This is a genomic window from Marinomonas alcarazii, assembly GCF_003208215.1.
GTDB classification, from domain to species: Bacteria; Pseudomonadota; Gammaproteobacteria; order Pseudomonadales; family Marinomonadaceae; genus Marinomonas; species Marinomonas alcarazii.
The window spans coordinates 135,173-154,324 of the sequence record NZ_QKLW01000009.1 but is presented as its reverse complement, the minus strand read 5'-3'; the positions used below and the strand labels follow the sequence as shown (position 1 = coordinate 154,324).

At 43.7% G+C, this 19,152-nt stretch carries 14 protein-coding genes and 4 tRNA genes; 3 read left to right on the top strand and 15 right to left on the bottom strand.

The genetic code is table 11. The features are described 5' to 3' along the window. Positions 1-349: 349 nt before the first annotated feature. From DFP75_RS15790 to DFP75_RS15780, 3 genes are read right to left on the bottom strand one after another with little or no spacing between them, the layout of a single operon-like run. Positions 350-1,522, bottom strand: coding sequence for a sodium ion-translocating decarboxylase subunit beta (locus DFP75_RS15790; protein WP_110577009.1), 1,173 nt, complete (start codon positions 1,520-1,522; stop codon positions 350-352). 19 nt (positions 1,523-1,541) lie between these two features. Beyond that, positions 1,542-3,338, bottom strand: a complete 1,797-nt coding sequence (gene oadA / locus DFP75_RS15785; RefSeq protein ID WP_110577008.1) for a sodium-extruding oxaloacetate decarboxylase subunit alpha — start codon at positions 3,336-3,338, stop codon at positions 1,542-1,544. Positions 3,339-3,376: 38 nt separating this feature from the next. Beyond that, complete coding sequence (locus DFP75_RS15780; RefSeq protein WP_110577007.1) at positions 3,377-3,625, bottom strand: OadG family protein; 249 nt, start codon at positions 3,623-3,625, stop codon at positions 3,377-3,379. A 228-nt stretch (positions 3,626-3,853) separates the two neighbouring features. On the opposite strand from DFP75_RS15780, the gene DFP75_RS15775 reads away from it, so the two are divergent. Beyond that, a complete protein-coding gene (locus DFP75_RS15775) occupies positions 3,854-4,780 on the top strand; it encodes a tRNA dihydrouridine synthase (protein WP_181417043.1) in 927 nt (308 codons plus the stop codon). Positions 4,781-4,842: 62 nt separating this feature from the next. Here the strand turns inward: DFP75_RS15775 and DFP75_RS15770 are convergent. The 9 genes from DFP75_RS15770 to DFP75_RS15730 form a co-directional block, all read right to left on the bottom strand. Continuing rightward, a tRNA-Arg gene (locus DFP75_RS15770) sits at positions 4,843-4,919 on the bottom strand. Between the two features lie 59 nt (positions 4,920-4,978). After that, positions 4,979-5,055: transfer RNA gene (locus DFP75_RS15765), tRNA-Arg, on the bottom strand. A gap of 54 nt (positions 5,056-5,109) precedes the next feature. Beyond that, a tRNA-Arg gene (locus tag DFP75_RS15760) sits at positions 5,110-5,186 on the bottom strand. A 58-nt stretch (positions 5,187-5,244) separates the two neighbouring features. After that, positions 5,245-5,334, bottom strand: a tRNA-Ser gene (locus tag DFP75_RS15755). 58 nt (positions 5,335-5,392) lie between these two features. Next, a complete protein-coding gene (csrA, locus tag DFP75_RS15750; RefSeq protein ID WP_110577005.1) occupies positions 5,393-5,581 on the bottom strand; it encodes a carbon storage regulator CsrA in 189 nt (62 codons plus the stop codon). 144 nt (positions 5,582-5,725) lie between these two features. Further along, complete coding sequence (locus DFP75_RS15745; protein ID WP_110577004.1) at positions 5,726-6,967, bottom strand: aspartate kinase; 1,242 nt, start codon at positions 6,965-6,967, stop codon at positions 5,726-5,728. A 45-nt stretch (positions 6,968-7,012) separates the two neighbouring features. Further along, entirely contained in the window at positions 7,013-9,631 is a 2,619-nt protein-coding gene (alaS, locus tag DFP75_RS15740) for an alanine--tRNA ligase (RefSeq protein ID WP_110577003.1), read from the bottom strand. Positions 9,632-9,856: 225 nt separating this feature from the next. After that, positions 9,857-10,954 carry an alanine racemase gene (gene alr / locus DFP75_RS15735; protein ID WP_110577002.1) on the bottom strand — a complete coding sequence of 366 codons (1,098 nt, stop codon included), beginning with the start codon at positions 10,952-10,954 and terminating at the stop codon, positions 9,857-9,859. Between the two features lie 30 nt (positions 10,955-10,984). Continuing rightward, the gene (locus DFP75_RS15730; protein WP_110577001.1) at positions 10,985-12,238 is read right to left on the bottom strand and encodes a D-amino acid dehydrogenase; all 1,254 of its coding nucleotides are present in this window, start codon (positions 12,236-12,238) and stop codon (positions 10,985-10,987) included. 196 nt (positions 12,239-12,434) lie between these two features. On the opposite strand from DFP75_RS15730, the gene DFP75_RS15725 reads away from it, so the two are divergent. After that, positions 12,435-12,890, top strand: coding sequence for a regulatory protein RecX (locus DFP75_RS15725; RefSeq protein ID WP_110577000.1), 456 nt, complete (start codon positions 12,435-12,437; stop codon positions 12,888-12,890). A gap of 40 nt (positions 12,891-12,930) precedes the next feature. Here DFP75_RS15725 and DFP75_RS15720 read toward each other — a convergent pair whose 3' ends face one another. The 3 genes from DFP75_RS15720 to DFP75_RS15710 form a co-directional block, all read right to left on the bottom strand. Further along, positions 12,931-14,505 carry a coiled-coil domain-containing protein gene (locus DFP75_RS15720; protein ID WP_110577016.1) on the bottom strand — a complete coding sequence of 525 codons (1,575 nt, stop codon included), beginning with the start codon at positions 14,503-14,505 and terminating at the stop codon, positions 12,931-12,933. A 148-nt stretch (positions 14,506-14,653) separates the two neighbouring features. Next, the gene (recA, locus tag DFP75_RS15715; RefSeq protein WP_220032647.1) at positions 14,654-15,718 is read right to left on the bottom strand and encodes a recombinase RecA; all 1,065 of its coding nucleotides are present in this window, start codon (positions 15,716-15,718) and stop codon (positions 14,654-14,656) included. 104 nt (positions 15,719-15,822) lie between these two features. After that, positions 15,823-16,323, bottom strand: coding sequence for a CinA family protein (locus DFP75_RS15710; protein WP_110576999.1), 501 nt, complete (start codon positions 16,321-16,323; stop codon positions 15,823-15,825). Positions 16,324-16,401: 78 nt separating this feature from the next. Between DFP75_RS15710 and mutS the strand changes: the two genes are divergently transcribed. Then, positions 16,402-19,056, top strand: coding sequence for a DNA mismatch repair protein MutS (gene mutS / locus DFP75_RS15705; protein ID WP_110576998.1), 2,655 nt, complete (start codon positions 16,402-16,404; stop codon positions 19,054-19,056). Positions 19,057-19,152 lie beyond the last annotated feature (96 nt).

Genomic DNA, 19,152 nt, shown 5'->3' with positions numbered 1-19,152 from the left:
CCTAAAAACAATAAGCCAACATAAAGCGAATTGACGTGTTAGACGTTTCGCAAGACTTCAATTTTTTTGATCCTAAAAGGATCTTCTGAAGCCTCCAGCGAGCGCCCACACAAATTATCTGATTATCTATTTTAAAGAGCGTTTGACACCTTGTTCAACTTACTTACCTTGGTAAGTGCAAACCTTCGCTTGCGTTATTCTCCGTGTCAGTGGGGGCGTATAATACATTCTGAATTTTTTAGCGCAAGCTCTTTTTTCACTTTTTATGAAAAGTTTTTATTTTTCTTCTCTAAGCCCCACATAAACAAAAAGACACCTAGGTGTCTTTTTGTTGGAACAGAACTAAACGCTAACCACCAACGTAACTCAACATTACGCCTGCCGCGACAGCAGAACCAATTACACCTGCAACGTTCGGCCCCATCGCATGCATCAATAGGAAGTTTTGTTTATTGGCTTCAAGCCCGACTTTATTAGCGACACGCGCAGCCATGGGAACAGCTGAAACACCTGCCGCGCCGATAAGTGGGTTTATAGCCTCATTGGAGAATCGATTCATTACCTTCGCCATTAATACGCCAGCAGCTGTACCAATAGAAAAAGCGACCAAACCCAAACCTAATATTCCAAGTGTTTCTAAATTCAAGAAAGCCTCAGAACTCAGCTTTGACCCTACCCCTAAACCTAAGAAGATAGTAACAATATTAATCAACGCATTTTGAGCCGTATCGCTTAAGCGATTAACAACGCCACACTCTCGCATCAAGTTACCAAAACAAAACATCCCTAATAGAGGCGCTGCAGATGGCAAAAACATAGCGACAAGAATAGTCACAACAATAGGGAAGACAATCTTCTCTTTTTTAGTAACAGGTCTAAGCTGCTCCATTTTAATAGAGCGCTCTTCTTTGGTCGTTAGCGCTCGCATTATTGGCGGTTGAATAAGCGGAACTAACGCCATGTAAGAATAAGCAGCAACAGCAATGGCTCCCAATAAATCAGGAGCTAATCGACTAGCAACAAAAATGGCTGTCGGACCATCTGCACCACCAATAATACCAATTGCAGCAGCATCCGCTAATGAGAAATCCATAATACCTGAAGCACCAAGAAGCACCGCCCCAATTACGGTAGCAAAAATACCAAACTGTGCTGCAGCCCCAAGGAGCAAGGTTTTAGGGTTCGCCAACATAGGACCGAAATCCGTCATAGCTCCAACCCCCATGAAAATGAGCAACGGAAACAAGCCCGTCTCAATTCCTCCATGGTAGATATAATATTGCAGCCCACCTGGCGACACCATGTGACCAGCAGCATCATAGACAGGAGCCGCCATAAATCCTGCACCAGGAATATTGACAAGCACCGCCCCAATACCGATAGGCAACAGCAATAACGGCTCAAAGCCTTTCTTTATCGCCAAAAAGACCAACAACAAACCGACACAGATCATCACAAACTGGCCAAATTCGAGCTGATAAATCCCAGTATCGTGGTAAAGGTTTAATAATTTGTTTTCCATTTTAAACTTGTTCCTTTAATTACAAAGTGAGAAGCGACTGACCGACCTGTACGGAGTCACCTTCTTTTACATTAATGGAACCCACAACACCTGACTTAGGCGCAGAGATCTCAGTCTCCATTTTCATCGCCTCTAGAATCATGACGGTATCGCCTTCATTCACTTGCTGCCCTGAAGACACGAGCACTTTGAATATATTGCCCGCTAATGGAGAAGGCACATCCTCGCCAGAAGCTTGTGCTGGCGCTGATGCCGGTACCGGAGAAGCTTGAGCACTTGCTACTGGCTGAATATTACTTACATCACCACCTTCCGACACTTGAACAACAAAGCTCTGCCCTGAAACTGAAACAGTATAAACACTCGCCTCGCTCGAAGGAGCGCTCACCGCTACTGACGTACTTTCAACAGCATCTTCAATGGAAGGAGCTGGCTCAAAAGCACTAGAATCCCCGCGATTTTGCAAGAATTTCAGCCCGATTTGAGGAAACAAAGCATACGTTAAAACGTCATCAATCTGATCACTTGATAGGGAAATATTCTTTTCCTTGGCAAGAGCAACCAATTCATCAGTCAATTTCTCCATTTCTGGTGACAACAAATCAGCTGGCCGGCAAGTGATCGCCTCGGAACCATCCAACACTCTCGCCTGCAATTCACGATTAAACTCAGCTGGGGCAGCACCGTATTCCCCTTTCAAAATACCTGCTGTCTCTTTTGAAATTGATTTATAACGCTCACCTGTTAGGACATTCAAAACAGCCTGAGTACCAACAATTTGAGAAGTAGGCGTAACAAGTGGAATCAAACCTAGATCTTCACGAACTTTTGGTATCTCTCTTAACACTTCATCAAACTTATCTGCAGCACCTTGCTCTTTCAACTGACTTTCCATGTTCGTTAACATGCCACCAGGAACTTGAGCTATCAAAATACGAGAATCTGTACCACGAAGAGACCCTTCAAACTTCGCATACTTTTTCCTTACATCTCGGAAATACGAAGCAATTTCTTCTAGCAACTCTAAATCCAAACCTGTATCTCTATCTGTACCCTGCAAAGCTGCAACTACAGATTCTGTTGCGCTATGACCGTATGTCATCGACATAGAAGAAATCGCAGTATCAACACGATCCACGCCAGCCTCAACCGCTTTTAGTATCGTCATATCTGACAAGCCAGAAGTTGCGTGTGCATGCAATTGAACTTCTAATTGAGTTTGAGCTTTAAGCAAACTCACCAACTCAAAAGCATCATATGGAGTTAAAATCCCCGACATATCCTTGATGGCAATAGAGTCCGCACCCATATCCTCAAGCGTTTTGGCATAATCAACCCAGTTCTGAGTTGTATGTACTCGGCTCTTAGTATAAGAAATAGTGCCTTGTGCATGCTTACCCTGCTGTTTAACCGCCTTAATCGCCGTTTCCAAGTTACGAGGATCATTCATTGCATCAAAGATTCGAAAAACATCTACGCCATTAAACGCAGCCCGCTCCACAAATTTATTAACTACATCATCGGCATAGTGACGGTAACCAAGCAAGTTTTGCCCGCGCAACAACATTTGCTGAGGCGTATTAGGCATTGCCTTTTTAAGCTCACGAATACGCTCCCATGGATCCTCACCAATAAAGCGAATACAAGCATCAAACGTCGCCCCGCCCCAAGACTCAAGCGACCAAAAGCCAACTTGATCAAGCTTTTCAGCAATAGGAAGCATATCGTCAATACGCATACGCGTAGCAAACAAAGATTGGTGAGCATCACGCAAAACGACATCAGTAATGCCAAGAGGTTGCTTTGTTGTTGTCATGTTTCTGCCTCGTAGAGAGTAAAGTTATTAATATAAGATTAGGATTTTTTACTTTTTTGATGCTGGTGAACTGCTGCGGTAATAACGGCTGTCAGTTGCGCATCGACACCAGAGGGGGTCAAAACCTTTGGCGCAGAATTTGGAGCAACAACAGTTTGCTCAGGGAACCAATTATTAAGCAGGCGCGACATGAACTTAGTCGCATATATCAAGACAACCAGAAACAGGAAAACAAACCCCATTCCCAAGACCATCAGCCCAAAACCATCTTCTATCAGCCCATTCATAGCATTAACACCTTATTTATCTTGCCTTGTTTGTACAGACCTAATGTGATCAGATGCACACACGACAGCACTGTTTATTTGTTATAGATAGTTTTTATCATAAACCAGAACAGTTTCATATTTTTTTTGCATAACAGTTAGACTTATTTCGTGAACAATTCCCTAGAAAAAGCACCTTTCCCCATTAAAAGAGCACACAAGAATAATATTGTACTGGCCGTAGCCCCAATGGAGGGTGTTATGGATCACACAATGAGAGCATTACTTTCCAGAATTGGTGGAATGGACTATTTAGTTTCCGAATTCATTAGGGTTACGCAATACCCCATTCCTTCAAGCACATTTAAACGCCTTATTCCTGAAAACCAACAGGCAGCAAAAACACAATACAATCACCCAGTCCACACTCAATTACTAGGCAGCAATGCTGAACTCATGGCACACAGTGCGTTAAATGCTGTTGAGGCTGGTGCCACACATATCGATGTAAATTTTGGCTGTCCAGCAAAACGTGTAAATGGTCATGGCGGTGGCTCAGTACTACTGCAAACGCCAGATACGCTGCACGAGATCATGAGCGCCATTCGCAAAAGCCTACCAAACGAAATCCCTGTCTCTGCAAAAATTCGCTTAGGCTTCGAGAATGAAGACCTATTATTTGAAAATGTGGCAGCAATTGAAGCCGCTGGAGTAGGTACACTGACCATCCATGGGCGGACCAAAAAAGATGGCTACAAGCCACCGGCTCGCTGGGAAAAAATTGGTGAAATTCAGGACAAGACAAAAATGATCGTTGTCGCAAATGGCGACATCATAGACACAGAGTCCCTATTGCGCTGTCAAGCCATCACAGGCTGCCAACATTTTATGATTGGAAGAGGTTCTCTTAATAACCCATTTATTTTTCAACAACTAAGAGCCGAACTAAACGGTGAAATAAGCAGCATTGATAAATCCATCTTTATAAAGCTATTCAGCACTTACACTAAGGAACTGAAACAGCACTATGATGAGGTTGCAACACTTGGCAGGTTAAAACAATGGTGCGGACACTTACGCTTCAATTTTGTAGAAATCAAAGAAAACCTGCAGGCACTACGTCGTAGCAAAAATACAGACGAAATAACAACGTGCTTTGAAGAAATAATGAAATAACAAAGGAGGTAAAAAATATTGGGAGGATATAAATATTTGGGGAGATAAATAAGAAAAGGAAATGGTGCACCCGAGAGGATTCGAACCTCTGACCGCTCGGTTCGTAGCCGAGTACTCTATCCAGCTGAGCTACGGGTGCATAACAATTTTTTAGTACATTTTAAATGTGGATAAATAAAAAATGTATTGGGGAATGAATGGTGCACCCGAGAGGATTCGAACCTCTGACCGCTCGGTTCGTAGCCGAGTACTCTATCCAGCTGAGCTACGGGTGCATAGCAATTTATTCCTACATTTTATTCTGGATAAAATAAAATGTATTTTTGAAATGGTGCACCCGAGAGGATTCGAACCTCTGACCGCTCGGTTCGTAGCCGAGTACTCTATCCAGCTGAGCTACGGGTGCACTGCAATTTCTTTTCTCTTTTTATTTAGAAAGGATAGTCTCTAAATAAAACTTGAAATGGCGGAGAGTGAGGGATTCGAACCCTCGATGAGTGTTAACCCATACACCCTTAGCAGGGGCGCGCCTTCGGCCACTCGGCCAACTCTCCGTAACAAGTGGGGCGCATTATATACGACACATTTGTCTTGTAAAGGCTTTTTTTAAAATTAATCTTCTAAATCTTGATCGTCTTGTTCTTTTTGAATGCGTAGATAAATCTCTTCACGATGAACAGAAACATCTTTAGGTGCATTAATACCAATACGAACCTGATTACCTTTTACGCCTAATACAGTGACAGAAACCTCGTCACCAACCATTAAAGTTTCACCAACACGTCTAGTAAGAATAAGCATTTGAGTAATCTCCCTGTAATAACTTTTAAATGTTTTTAGTCGAATTGCCTTACACATGATGTAGGGCAATTCCTACAAAGGCTATTGTAGCCCCTCTCTAAAAATTAAACCATCCATTCGTACAGGGTTTTATGTATCCAATTGTTACGCTTCGCTCACGCCTGGTGTCGCTTCGTTTAATTTGAATGCTGAATGTAAAGCTCGAACAGCCAACTCCATGTATTTTTCATCAATAATGACTGAAACTTTAATTTCTGATGTCGAAATCAACTGAATATTTATCGACTCAGCAGCCAAAGCCTTGAACATTGTGCTCGCCACGCCTGCATGAGAGCGCATCCCCACCCCCACAATAGACACCTTAGCGATCTTAGCATCAGACAACACGGCTTTCGCACCAAGCTCACTCGCAATCGTATTCAATGTTGCAAGCGCCTGATCATATTCATTGCGATGAACAGTAAAGGTAAAGTCAGTCGTACCATCCACAGATACGTTTTGAACAATCATATCTACTTCTATGTTGGCATCACTAATAGGGCCAAGAATACGAGAAGCGATACCTGGTATATCAGGCACACCTTTCAGGGTTAACTTTGCCTCATCTCTATTGAATGCAATCCCAGAAACCGCTGGTTGCTCCATACCCTTAACCCCCTCAGTTGTAATCAATGTACCTTCACCTTCAACAAAACTAGACAGCACCCTCAGTGGCACTTGATATTTACCAGCAAACTCTACAGAGCGAATCTGCAACACTTTAGAACCAAGACTGGCCATTTCCAACATTTCTTCAAAGGTAATTTTTTCCAAACGTCGAGCACTGTCAACAACCCTAGGATCTGTCGTATAAACGCCATCAACGTCCGTGTAGATCTGGCATTCATCCGCCTTTAAAGCCGCCGCCAGAGCCACACCAGTCGTATCTGAGCCACCTCGCCCCAGAGTCGTAATATTGCCAAACTCATCCGCCCCTTGAAAACCGGCCGCGACAATCACTCGTCCAGCATCTAAGTCTGCACGCATCGCTTCGGTATCAATTTTTTGGATTCTAGCCTTACCATGTGCGTTGTCAGTTGTAATACGAATTTGAGATCCCGTATAAGAACGAGCATCAAGCCCACGCTTCATCAACGCCATTGACAAAAGAGCGATGGTAACCTGCTCCCCTGTCGACAAAAGAACATCCATCTCCCGCGCATTAGGTGAAGCACTGATACTTTTAGCAAGATCAATCAGTCTATTGGTCTCACCACTCATAGCCGAAACAACTACGACAATATCATCGCCTTGTTGCTTATGCTTTAACACTCGATCTGCAACCGCTTCGATACGCTCTATAGTACCTACCGAAGTGCCGCCGTATTTTTGAACTAACAACGCCATAATCTTTCTATCACCCAAATCAAAGCTCAAACAGAGCGTATCAAGTTATACTCGTTCAGCAACCCAATCAGGCACTAACGCAAGCGCAGCAGGCAAACCATCTGGATTATTACCACCAGCCTGAGCCATATCAGGACGACCACCGCCCTTACCATCAACCAAAGGTGCAACCATCTTAATCAGGTCACCCGCTTTCACGTTTTTAGTCAGTTCTTTTGTTACACCAGCAATCAAACTTACCTTACCATCATTCACCGCTGCCAAAAGAATAACGGCAGATTCAAGCTTGCTCTTCAACTCATCAAGCAAATCGCGCAATGCTTTTGGATCTTCCACTTCAACTTGAGCGACCAACAACTTACCGCCATTGATATCCACTGCCTGAGAAGCCAAATCAGCGCCAGCCAAAGCTGCCATTTTGCTTTTCACTGCATCCAGCTCTTTTTGCAAGCTACGAGCATGATCATTTAAGGCCACAACTTTATCTAGGACACTGTCTTGATTGCCTTTAACAAGACTGGCAATACCGTCAAGAATTGACTCTGTTTGACGCGTTGTATCAATCGCAACTTTACCCGTCACCGCTTCTATACGACGAACACCGGCTGCAATACCGCTCTCTGAAACGATTTTAAAGAAACCAATGTCACCTGTGCGGCTTACGTGAGTACCACCACATAACTCAATCGAGTAATCAGCGCCCATCGTCAACACACGCACTTCGCTGTCATACTTTTCGCCAAATAACGCCATAGCGCCTTTCGCTTTAGCGGACTCGACATCCATAATGTCTGTTTCTACAGCACGGTTTAAACGAATCTGTTCGTTTACCATATCTTCGATTTGCTCAATTTCGGTCGCTGTCACACCTTCAAAATGTGAAAAATCGAAACGCAAACGTTCCGCGTTTACCAAAGAGCCTTTCTGCAGAACATGATCCCCCAAAATACGACGCAACGCTTCGTGCATTAAGTGAGTCGCAGAGTGATTCAATGTTGTAGCCATACGCAAAGTACGATCTACCTCACCCGTCACTTGATCTCCAACAGTCAAACTACCTTCTTTTAACTCACCATAATGCAGGTGTGCCTTAGCTTGTTTTGTTGTGTTAGAAACTTTGAACGCTCCTGCGCCACGCAACCAACCTTGGTCACCAACTTGACCACCAGACTCAGCGTAAAACGGAGTCGATTTCAAAACGACAGCGGCAACTTGACCTGCCTCAATAGACTGAACAGATTCACCGTCAACAAGGATCATTTCAATTTCGCAAGTACCAGCCAGATTGTCATAACCGGTGAACTCAGTAACAGAGTCCAGCTTTATACTGCCGGACATATCCATAGAGAAATTGCTTGCTGAGCGAGCACGAGCACGTTGTGCATCCATTGCAACTTCAAATCCAGCTTCATCAATTTCTAGATCATTCTCACGAGCGACATCATTGGTTAAATCTGCTGGAAAACCATAAGTGTCATAAAGTTTAAACACTGTCTCGCCAGGAATAACTTTTTTATCGCCTAGTTCAGAAATCGCTTCCTCAAGGATTTTCATCCCTTGATCAAGCGTCTTAGCAAACTGCTCTTCTTCTTTTAAGAGAATAGAAGCAACACGCTCTTTTAACTTAGTTAGCTCTGGGTAAGCTTCACCCATTTCAACATCAAGTGCTTCTACCAACTTATGGAAAAAGACACCTTTTTGACCCAGCTTATTACCGTGACGAATGGCACGACGAATAATACGACGCAAGACATAACCACGACCTTCATTCGACGGAATCACACCATCGACGATCATGAAGGAACAAGAACGAATATGGTCTGCAATAACGCGAAGAGACTGCGCACTCAGATCCTGAGTACCAACAACTTTTGCCGCAGCTTTGATTAGATTCTGAAACAAATCGATTTCATAGTTACTGTGAACACCTTGCAGAATTGCAGCAATACGTTCTAAGCCCATGCCAGTATCAACAGAAGGCTTAGGCAAAGGCGCCATCTCACCATCAGCAGAACGATTAAACTGCATGAAGACCACGTTCCAGATTTCGATAAAACGGTCACCATCTTCTTCCGGAGAACCTGGAGGCCCACCCCAAATATGCTCACCATGATCATAAAATACTTCAGTACAAGGACCGCATGGCCCTGTGTCGCCCATTGCCCAGAAGTTATCAGACTGGTAACGGCCACCTTTGTTATCGCCAATGCGAACGATTTTTTCTGCAGGCAGACCTATATCTTTATTCCAAATATCGTAGGCTTCATCGTCTTCAGCATAAACCGTTACCAAGAGTTTCTCTGTTGGCAACTTCAACACAACGGTTAGAAACTCCCAAGCATAATGAATGGCATCTTTTTTAAAGTAATCACCAAAGCTGAAGTTACCTAGCATTTCAAAGAAAGTATGATGACGCGCCGTATAACCAACGTTTTCTAGGTCATTGTGCTTGCCACCCGCTCGCACACAACGCTGAGACGTTGTTGCTCGTGAATATGGGCGAAGATCCTCTCCCAAAAACACGTCTTTAAACTGGACCATGCCAGCATTGGTGAACAACAAAGTCGGATCATTTCCTGGTACCAAAGAGCTGGATTCCACGATTTGATGCTGCTTACTTTCAAAGTACGATAAAAATGACTGGCGTAACTCAGAACTCTTCATAATGGGATGAGTCTCTATCTCTATTTTCTGGACGAATTGGATTGCGTGAATGGCAGATTAACACATGCCTACTCGATGCAATGAAAAGCACAAAATAGTACACGCAAAGGATAGGTGTTTTCAAAAGAAACTATAGTAATTTAACGCTTATTTTGTGCAAACCTTAAGCAAAAGCCCAATTTGCTGACACAAACCGACTTTCGCCTAAGGTTTTCTAAGAAAGGACTACTGAGAATGATCACCGCGGGTATAACGATAATGAGGTCGCGCTGTCATTCTAGTTACCAATTCATAACCTATAGTACCAGCGTAGTCGGCGACCTCCTCGACAGGAACATCCCCACCCCATAGAACCACCTCTTCGCCCATGGCAAGTTCAGCAGAATAATCCTGCATACGCACAGTAATCATATCCATCGAGACTCGACCAGCCAAACAAGCGGGCTTACCCCCCACTAACATGGGCGTACCGTTTTCAGCATGGCGAGGGTAACCATCACCATAACCCACTGCAACCGTCGCCAACATATGGTCTTCTGCGGCGACATAACCCAATCCATAACCCACTTTATCGCCTTTACTGACTTTACGTGTCGAAATCACTTTTGACGACAATGTCATGGCAGGTCGTAGCCCCATTGCACGCCCACTCACCTCTGCAAAAGGTGAAATTCCGTACAACATAATGCCGGGACGAATCCAACCACCTTCAGGCACACTCCATTTCATTATGGCAGCCGAGTTAGCGACACTGGATTCAATGTCACCAATTAACTGCCGAGTTTGTTCAAAATACGCCAACTGCTTCATTGTCGTAAGATCAGACAAATCATCGGCACAAGCAAAGTGCGTCATAAGCACCACTTCACCCACTTGACCACTCTCTTTTAGAGCAGTTACGAATGACGGTGCAGCCTCTTTATCAACACCAAGGCGATGCATGCCAGAGTCTAATTTCAAAAAAACCTTTTCGATTTTGGCATGACTAGCACGCAACTCATCAAGCTGCTGAGTGTTTTCGATAGCGGCCCAGAAGCCATGCTTTTCACACAGCGCCCACTCCTCACCCTCAAACACCCCTTCCAACAGCAAAATAGGGGAAACAACGCCAGCGTCACGCAAAGCAATGGCTTCCTCAATAGCCGCCACAGCAAAAGCATCCACCTCTTTATCCAAGTAACGCGATACTTCGACCGCACCATGCCCGTACGCATTGCTTTTAACAACAGCGAACGCCTTACAAGTTGGCTGTAATTTTTTTGCATAGCGGTAGTTTTGTAAGATTGCCTCCAAATCTACCGTTGCCGTGAGTGGCCGTGCCATTTTCGCCCCTTAAATTTTTAAAACGTTTTCTTACTTATAACGTTGTACAGAAAGATCTTGAGAATCGATCTCAGTTTTATCGCCTGACATAATATCCGCAATGACAGCGGCAGAGCCACAACACATAGTCCAACCCAATGTTCCGTGCCCTGTATTCAAATACAAACCATCAATGTGTGTGCGACCAACAACTGGCGTGCCATCAGGTGTCATTGGACGAAGCCCTGTCCAATAATCTGCTTCCGATAGGTCACAGCCCTGATCAAACAAATCGTGCACAACATGAGTAATGGTCTCAGTGCGAACTTTTGGTAAATCAAGATTATATCCGTTTAATTCCGCTGTTCCTGCTGCACGAATACGACTACCTAATCGAGTCACTGCGACTTTATAGGTTTCATCCATTACCGTTGAAACAGGGGCGAACTTTGAGTCTGTGATCGGCACAGTTAAGGAATAGCCTTTCACTGGATAAACCGGAATAGAAATATCAATATCTGAAAGCAATTCTTTTGAGTAGCTTCCCATGGAAACCAAAACATGATTAAACTCAAAATCACCCTGATCGGTTTTTACGGCGCGAATTTTACCACTTTCTACGACCAAGCGCTCAATCGACACACCAAATTTAAACGTAACACCTAATTCATCACAGTGTTTTTTCAGCTCCTGACAAAAAACAAAACAATCTCCCGTTTCGTCTCCGACTAAACGAAGCCCACCCTTAAACTTATCAATTACAGGCGCCAGGCCTGGCTCAACGTCTAAAATTTGTGCCGGTGTTAAAACTTGATGGGGAACATTTAGGGCCTTTAATACCTTGATGTCTTTTTCGGATGCCTCAACCTGCTCGTCTTTACGGAATAGCTGCGTCAGTCCGCCTTGGCCATCATCATACTTAATGCCGATCTCTTTACGCATAGCGATAAATTGATCACGACTGTATTCAGCTAACGCCACCATACGAGACTTATTAACGTCATAAGCCTTTTCCGTGCAATTAGCCAACATCTTGCCCATCCAAGCTATTTTTTTGAACTCTGGATCAGCACTAACCTTTAAAGGCGCATGCTTTTGCATCAGCCACTTAATCGCCTTAAGAGGAATCCCCGGTGCCGCCCAAGGTGCTGAATAACCAGGAGAAATTTGACCAGCATTAGCAAAGCTTGTTTCAAGTGCAACCCCCTCTTGACGGTCAATCACTGTCACTTCATACCCTTTTTTCGCCAAATAATACGCTGACGTTAAACCAACAACACCCGCACCCAGCACGCAAACACGCATAGAAAACCTCAAAAAACAAATAAAGTCATATCATCTATAATCACACAACAAATCCAGTTTTATCATCTTATTTTATGATATTTAAAAGAACAATAAACTTTAAAACATCCATTTTAAAGTTTATTAGAAACGAAATGTAAAACCTTTATTCAACTGATAAAATAGCCGTTCAATCAAAGCAAGCAGGGACACAGACATGAAAGAACAGCAAACATCTATATTTGACCAAGCCTTGTCACTGCTAAGCCACAGAGAACACAGCACAAAAGAGCTTGCAACAAAATTAAAAACCAGAGGACATGAGGAAGAGGAAATTACTGCTACCATCGAGCGTCTTGAAGAAATGAACTATCTTAATGACGAGCGTTTTGCAGAGATTTTTGTTAGAAGCCGACTAAGCAAACCTCTTGGCGCAAGCCGAATACAACAAGAGTTGATACAAAAAGGCATCCGTAGTGAATTGGCAAAAGAAGCCATTTCAAACGCAAATGCCGATTGGTTTGAGTTAGCAAGACAACTAAAAGAAAGACGATTTGGAAAAGAGTTTTGCACAGATTATAAAGAAAGGGCCAAACAATCTCGCTACTTGCAATACCGAGGGTTTGACTTCGAGCAAATAAAATACGCAACATCGTCAAACGAAGACGACTAATGCAAGAAAATCAAACCTCGATATATGAACCTAAGCTCACTTACAGTTTATGTTCTTTTGCCATCAAGGCCGCCAAATAGCGCTCCTCCATTTCAACATATTTTTCTTGAATGGCTTCAATCTTTGCATCTAACTCCGTAATTTTTTTCTGTAATTTCACGGCCTCATCAGACAGCTCCTGACCATCGTATATTTCAGCCTCCAGACGCCTTTTCTCTTCTTCCAGTTCGTTGTTAATCTCTTGGAGGTTCTCGATCTCTTCTAAATCTTGGTTATTCAACAAATCCTCGTCACCATGCGCTGAATCTATATAATCCTCTGGGTAAAGTTTTCTATTCATGAGCGTTTCATGCAACACCCTTGCGTCTTCTAAATCTCGCTCAAGCATTTCTACATACAATTCAGATTCATCGACCATCTGGCGTAGCGAATTCAATTTCATGGACTGCTCACTGACATAGGCATCGGACTGCTCTGTAAACGAGCCCTGATAAAGCAAATCCTCTATATTTTTCATAGTGCTACGTTCTTCCTCCATAACACCATATATATCCATTGCCCCAGAACTCGACTGTTTTTTCTGGCTCAGCAAGGCAGTTGCCTTCTTCAAGGCCTCATCACGCTTAGCCGCATCTATGTTTAAGTTGTATTGGATTGTCTGTAAACTCAATAACTTAGCCTCTAAACTCTTAACAACTCGGCCACTTTCAAGCAATGACTTTTCTAGCCTTACAATAGATACGTCATACGCACTTAAATACTTCCCTTCCCCCTCGTTATCCGTTTTAACCTTATGAACGCCTTCTTTTAACTCTTCAATTATATTCTTCTGATAAGCCGCTAATGCCTTAAGATCCGCAACCTTATCATCTAGCTCTGTTTTCATTGGATCTAAAAAAACAGCCTCACTAACATCATTGATAAAACCTTCCAACGCAGCAACATAGGCTTCATGCTCTTCAATATCTTTCAGTTCTTCCATATGAACAGCCAATCTTTCAGAAAACTCATGCATACTGGCCATTTCTGCTCGCAAAGCAGCGAGCGCATCGTCTAGGTCGGATTCAACCGACAACTCTGCTTGTAATTTAGTAAGCTGATTATTCAAATCGGCTGTAATATTATCCTGAGCAAAAACCTTGTCTCCCGCCTTTTGAATGACTTTATTTAGTTCATACAACAAAGATTGATTTACTTTAAGGGACTTAAGGAGAGCATCGATTTCTTGAGCCTGATCTACTCGATCTAACAGACCTTTAAACACCCCCAATAACATAACTATTTTTTCATTAGGTACAGAACGCTCAATAACGTGCATCTCAACATCTAAAAAAATCGCCCAGCAAGACAACGCTGATCGTCCTTGCGAGTCCACTTTTGGCGACTTTTCTAGCAAGTCCTTACAAATATTCCGCTGCTGTTTCAAAAGTGCTAACCATTGCGCTTTTTTATCCGCGGAAACAAAGTCCTCACCTAGGGGATGAGCGGAACCACTCAACGCCTCGTCAGAGCCTGCCAATGCTTTCTTCAAAGCTAAATAACGGTGGGCAACAAATAACAGGACGATCAATAACACCACGCTTGATGCGACTAATGCCCAATGCCAGATTTGCATAACAACAGCCTCTTTAATCATTAAGAGAAATATCTTCAAAGGTTAGACTCAAAGAAACCATAAGACCTATCTTTTTTAAAGCACTTCCCACAAAAACAAAAAAAAGCAGGCCGAAGCCTGCTTTCTCAATATAGCAACCGAAAAACAATTAAAAGTCTAATTGTTCAACTTCTTCCTCTGTCTCTTTTGCAGCAACATTTGCCTTTGCATCTGCTTTTTTAGGCAATAAATCTTCACGAATTTTCGCTTCAATTTCTTGTGCAATTTCAGGGTTATCCGCCAAGTATTGCGCGGCATTAGCCTTACCTTGACCAATCTTGTTACCGTTATAAGCGTACCAAGCACCAGCTTTATCAACAAAGCCTTGCTTAACACCCAAATCAATCACTTCGCCCATGCGGTAGATACCAGCACCGTACATGATTTGGAATTCAGTTTGTTTGAATGGCGGCGCAATTTTGTTTTTCACTACTTTAACGCGAGTTTCGTTACCGATTACTTCATCGCCTTGCTTCACAGAGCCGATTCGACGGATATCCAAGCGAACAGAAGAGTAGAACTTAAGCGCATTACCACCGGTTGTCGTTTCTGGCGAACCAAACATCACACCAATTTTCATACGAATCTGGTTAATAAATACAACCAAACAGTTAGCGTTCTTAATAGAGCCTGTCAATTTACGCATTGCTTGAGAAAGCAAGCGCGCTTGAACACCAACAGAAGAGCTCCCCATTTCGCCTTCAATTTCAGACTTAGGAACCAAAGCCGCTACCGAGTCGACAATTACCACATCTACACTGTTAGAGCGCACCAACATATCGACAATTTCAAGCGCCTGCTCACCAGTATCTGGTTGAGAGATTAAAAGATCTTCAATGTTAACGCCCAGCTTTTCAGCATAAGAAGGATCAAGCGCATGCTCAGCATCGATAAAGGCACACGTTTTACCTTGTTTTTGCGCTTCAGCAATCACACTTAGCGTTAAGGTTGTTTTACCTGAAGACTCAGGCCCGTAAATTTCGCAAATACGGCCATAAGGAAGTCCACCAGCACCTAACGCAATATCTAAGCCTAACGACCCAGTAGAAACAGTATCAATATCAAGCTTGGCACCTTCACCCATCTTCATGATGGCACCTTTACCAAATTGACGCTCAATTTGAGACAGCGCCGCGTCCAGCGCTTTTTTCTTGTTGTCTGCAATAGATGACATAATGAATTCCTTGTAACTACTGTTCGTTGTGATTAATTGTCGTTGAGGGTAACTCTATCGCTTTTTTTAGGGAATCTCAAGAAATACTGTATATAAAAACAGTATTATTTAAGTGCGTCATTAAGCACCGCTTTTACACCACGAAGCGCCGCAAAAACCGTTGCTTCTCTTACCGCCTGACGATCCCCAGAAAACTGAAAGCGCTCGACTTTGGCTTCCTGTCCGAGCAATTGCCAGCCGATATAAACACAGCCAACTGGCTTTTCTTCCGAACCGCCTCCAGGGCCTGCCACACCACTAACAGCAACAGAAATATTTCCGCCAAGCTGCAAAGCACCAGCACACATTTCTCTTACGGTTTGCTCTGATACAGCGCCAAAGGTTAATAAGGTTTCTTCTGCTACAGACAAGCCTTGCATTTTCGCTTCATTGGCGTAACTGATCACACCACCAAAAAACCATGACGAACTACCAGGTACTTGCGTACACACCGCACCAATCAATCCACCAGTACAAGATTCAGCGGTAACAAGCATGCAACCTTTCTCTAACAATACATGGCCAGCCTCTTCTGCTGCCCGTGTCATTTCTTGCATTTGATTCATTACCTTAATCCCTTAAATCCTAGGAAAATATCCCGTAGAATACCCCTCTATTTTTTGGATCACAATCGAGCTTCCCGAATGAGTAAAACAACAGCAGACAATCACACGCCAATGATGCGCCAGTACTTCGGCCTAAAATCACAGCACCCAAACCAACTGCTATTTTATCGCATGGGAGATTTCTACGAGCTCTTTTACGACGACGCCAAGCGCGCTTCCCAGCTACTGGATATTACACTTACCGCTCGTGGTCACTCCGGCGGCATGCCGATTCCAATGGCAGGCATCCCATTCCACGCCGCTGAAAACTACATTGCACGCTTGGTGCGTATGGGTGAATCCGTTGTGGTTGCCGAACAAACTGGCGACCCCGCCACCAGCAAAGGTCCTGTTGAAAGACAAATTGCTCGTATTGTCACGCCAGGTACAATCAGTGATGAAGCCTTCTTAGAAGAAAAGCGCGAGAACCTTTTGCTGTCACTCGCCCATCAATCTCGAAAAGGTCTCGATGTTTTTGGATTTTCTTATTTGGACATGGCCAGCGGCCGTTTTTGTTTATTCGAAGTGGATGGCCATGAAGCGCTTTCTAGCGAATTACAACGCCTATCTCCAAGAGAGATTTTGATCTCCGAAGATTTCCCAGCGCGCGACACGCTCAAACTAGAAAAAGGCATTGCAGAACTTGGCCCTTGGCATTTCGATTATGAGTCAAGCTATCGCCAGTTAATCCAACAATTCAACACCAAAGATTTATCGGGGTTTGGCTGTGAGGCACTCACCGCAGCCATTTCTTCTGCTGGCGCTCTACTTCAATACGCCAAAGACACACAACGCTCAGCTTTGCCACACATTCAATCCATCATGGTTGAACACAAAGACGATTCCGTTTTAATTGATGGCGCAACTCGACGCAACTTAGAAATTGATATAAATCTAACTGGCGGCACAAGCAATACAGTTGTGGAAGTATTAGACAAATGCTCAACACCAATGGGCAGTCGTTTATTAAAACGCTGGTTACACACGCCAATTCGTGATTTGAATGAAATTCAGGCTCGCCAGCAAGTTGTCTCCGAATTAAAAAACAACCTGACTTACGACACTTTTGAAGCGCCACTAAAAAAAGTGGGTGATTTAGAGCGTATCTTATCCCGTGTTGCTTTACGCTCTGCACGTCCTAGAGACTTATTACGCCTAAGGTTTGCTCTTGAAGCTGCGCCAGAAATTACTCAACTACTCGCAAGCGTCCAATCACAACGCCTTACGGAACTGAGCCAACGCATTATCGCCCAGCCAGCCATTACAGAAACATTGGCAAAAGCTCTGGTTGAAAACCCACCTTCTGTGGTTCGTGATGGCGGTGTCTTTGCCCAAGGCTACGATGAAGAATTAGATGAGCTGTTAGCCTTATCGACCAATGCCACAGACTTTCTTGCAGAAATGGAGCGTACAGAAAAGGCTCGCACAGGGATCAGTTCACTAAAAGTTGGTTTTAACCGCGTTCACGGCTATTACATCGAGATTAGTCGTCTGCATTCCGATCAAGCACCAGTAGAATACATTCGTCGCCAAACACTGAAAAATGCCGAACGCTTTATTACCCCTGAACTAAAAGCCTTCGAAGATAAAGCACTCAGTGCGAAATCCAAATCTCTTGCTCGTGAAAAAGAACTTTATGAAGCGCTGCTCGATCAACTAAATGAAGTACTAGGCGAATTGCAAACCACCAGCCAAGCTCTGGCGCAGTTAGATGTATTAAACAACTTCGCCGAACGCGCGAACACACTTAATTTTAACTGCCCGGAATTACACAATCGCGGCGGCATTCAGATTATCGGTGGTCGCCACCCTGTTGTGGAATCAGTGATTTCAGAGCCCTTCGTGCCAAACGACCTTGATTTGAATGACAAACGTTCATTACTGATGATTACCGGTCCGAATATGGGTGGTAAATCCACCTATATGCGTCAAATCGCTCTAATCACTTTGCTAGCACACACAGGTTGTTTTGTGCCTGCTGAATCGGCATCTATCTCAATTGTTGATCGAATATTTACGCGCATGGGTTCATCGGATGACCTTGCAGGCGGTCGATCAACCTTCATGGTAGAAATGACAGAAACAGCAAATATATTAAATAATGCCAGCAAAAACAGCTTGGTACTAATGGATGAAGTTGGACGCGGGACCAGCACTTTCGACGGCTTATCACTCGCTTGGGCGGCTGTCGACTACTTAGCCAAAGAGCTAAAATGTTATGTCCTGTTCGCTACCCATTACTTTGAACTTACGACACTAGCGGATCAATTAGACAACGCCGCCAACGTTCATTTAACTGCAACAGAATACGAAGACGAGATCGTTTTTTTGCATAAAGTTCATGAAGGCCCAGCAAGCCAATCATACGGTTTACAAGTTGCGCAATTGGCAGGCGTTCCTCGTGGGGTTATTGGACATGCCAAACAAAAGTTAAAAGAGCTTGAAGTCGTAACGGGCATAGACCTTGATAGTCATTCTATAGAAACGCCAGCAAACGCCCCCTCAACGAAAGCGAAAACCAAACAACGCACTATTGAGGAAAACAACAAAGACTACCAACCTCTGCAAGTCGATATGTTTGCCCAGGCCGAGCAGAATGTCTTGAAAAATACGCTTGAAGAACTAGATTTAGACAATATGACGCCGTTAGAGGCTATTAATGCTCTGTATAAGCTGAAATCTCAGTTGTCGTAATAAGCGACTGTCGATATAAGCTAATAGCAGATAAATGTAGACTATTTACGATTGTCGCTTGCCGCGAAATAGCCTATACCTCTAAAATAGTGCGCA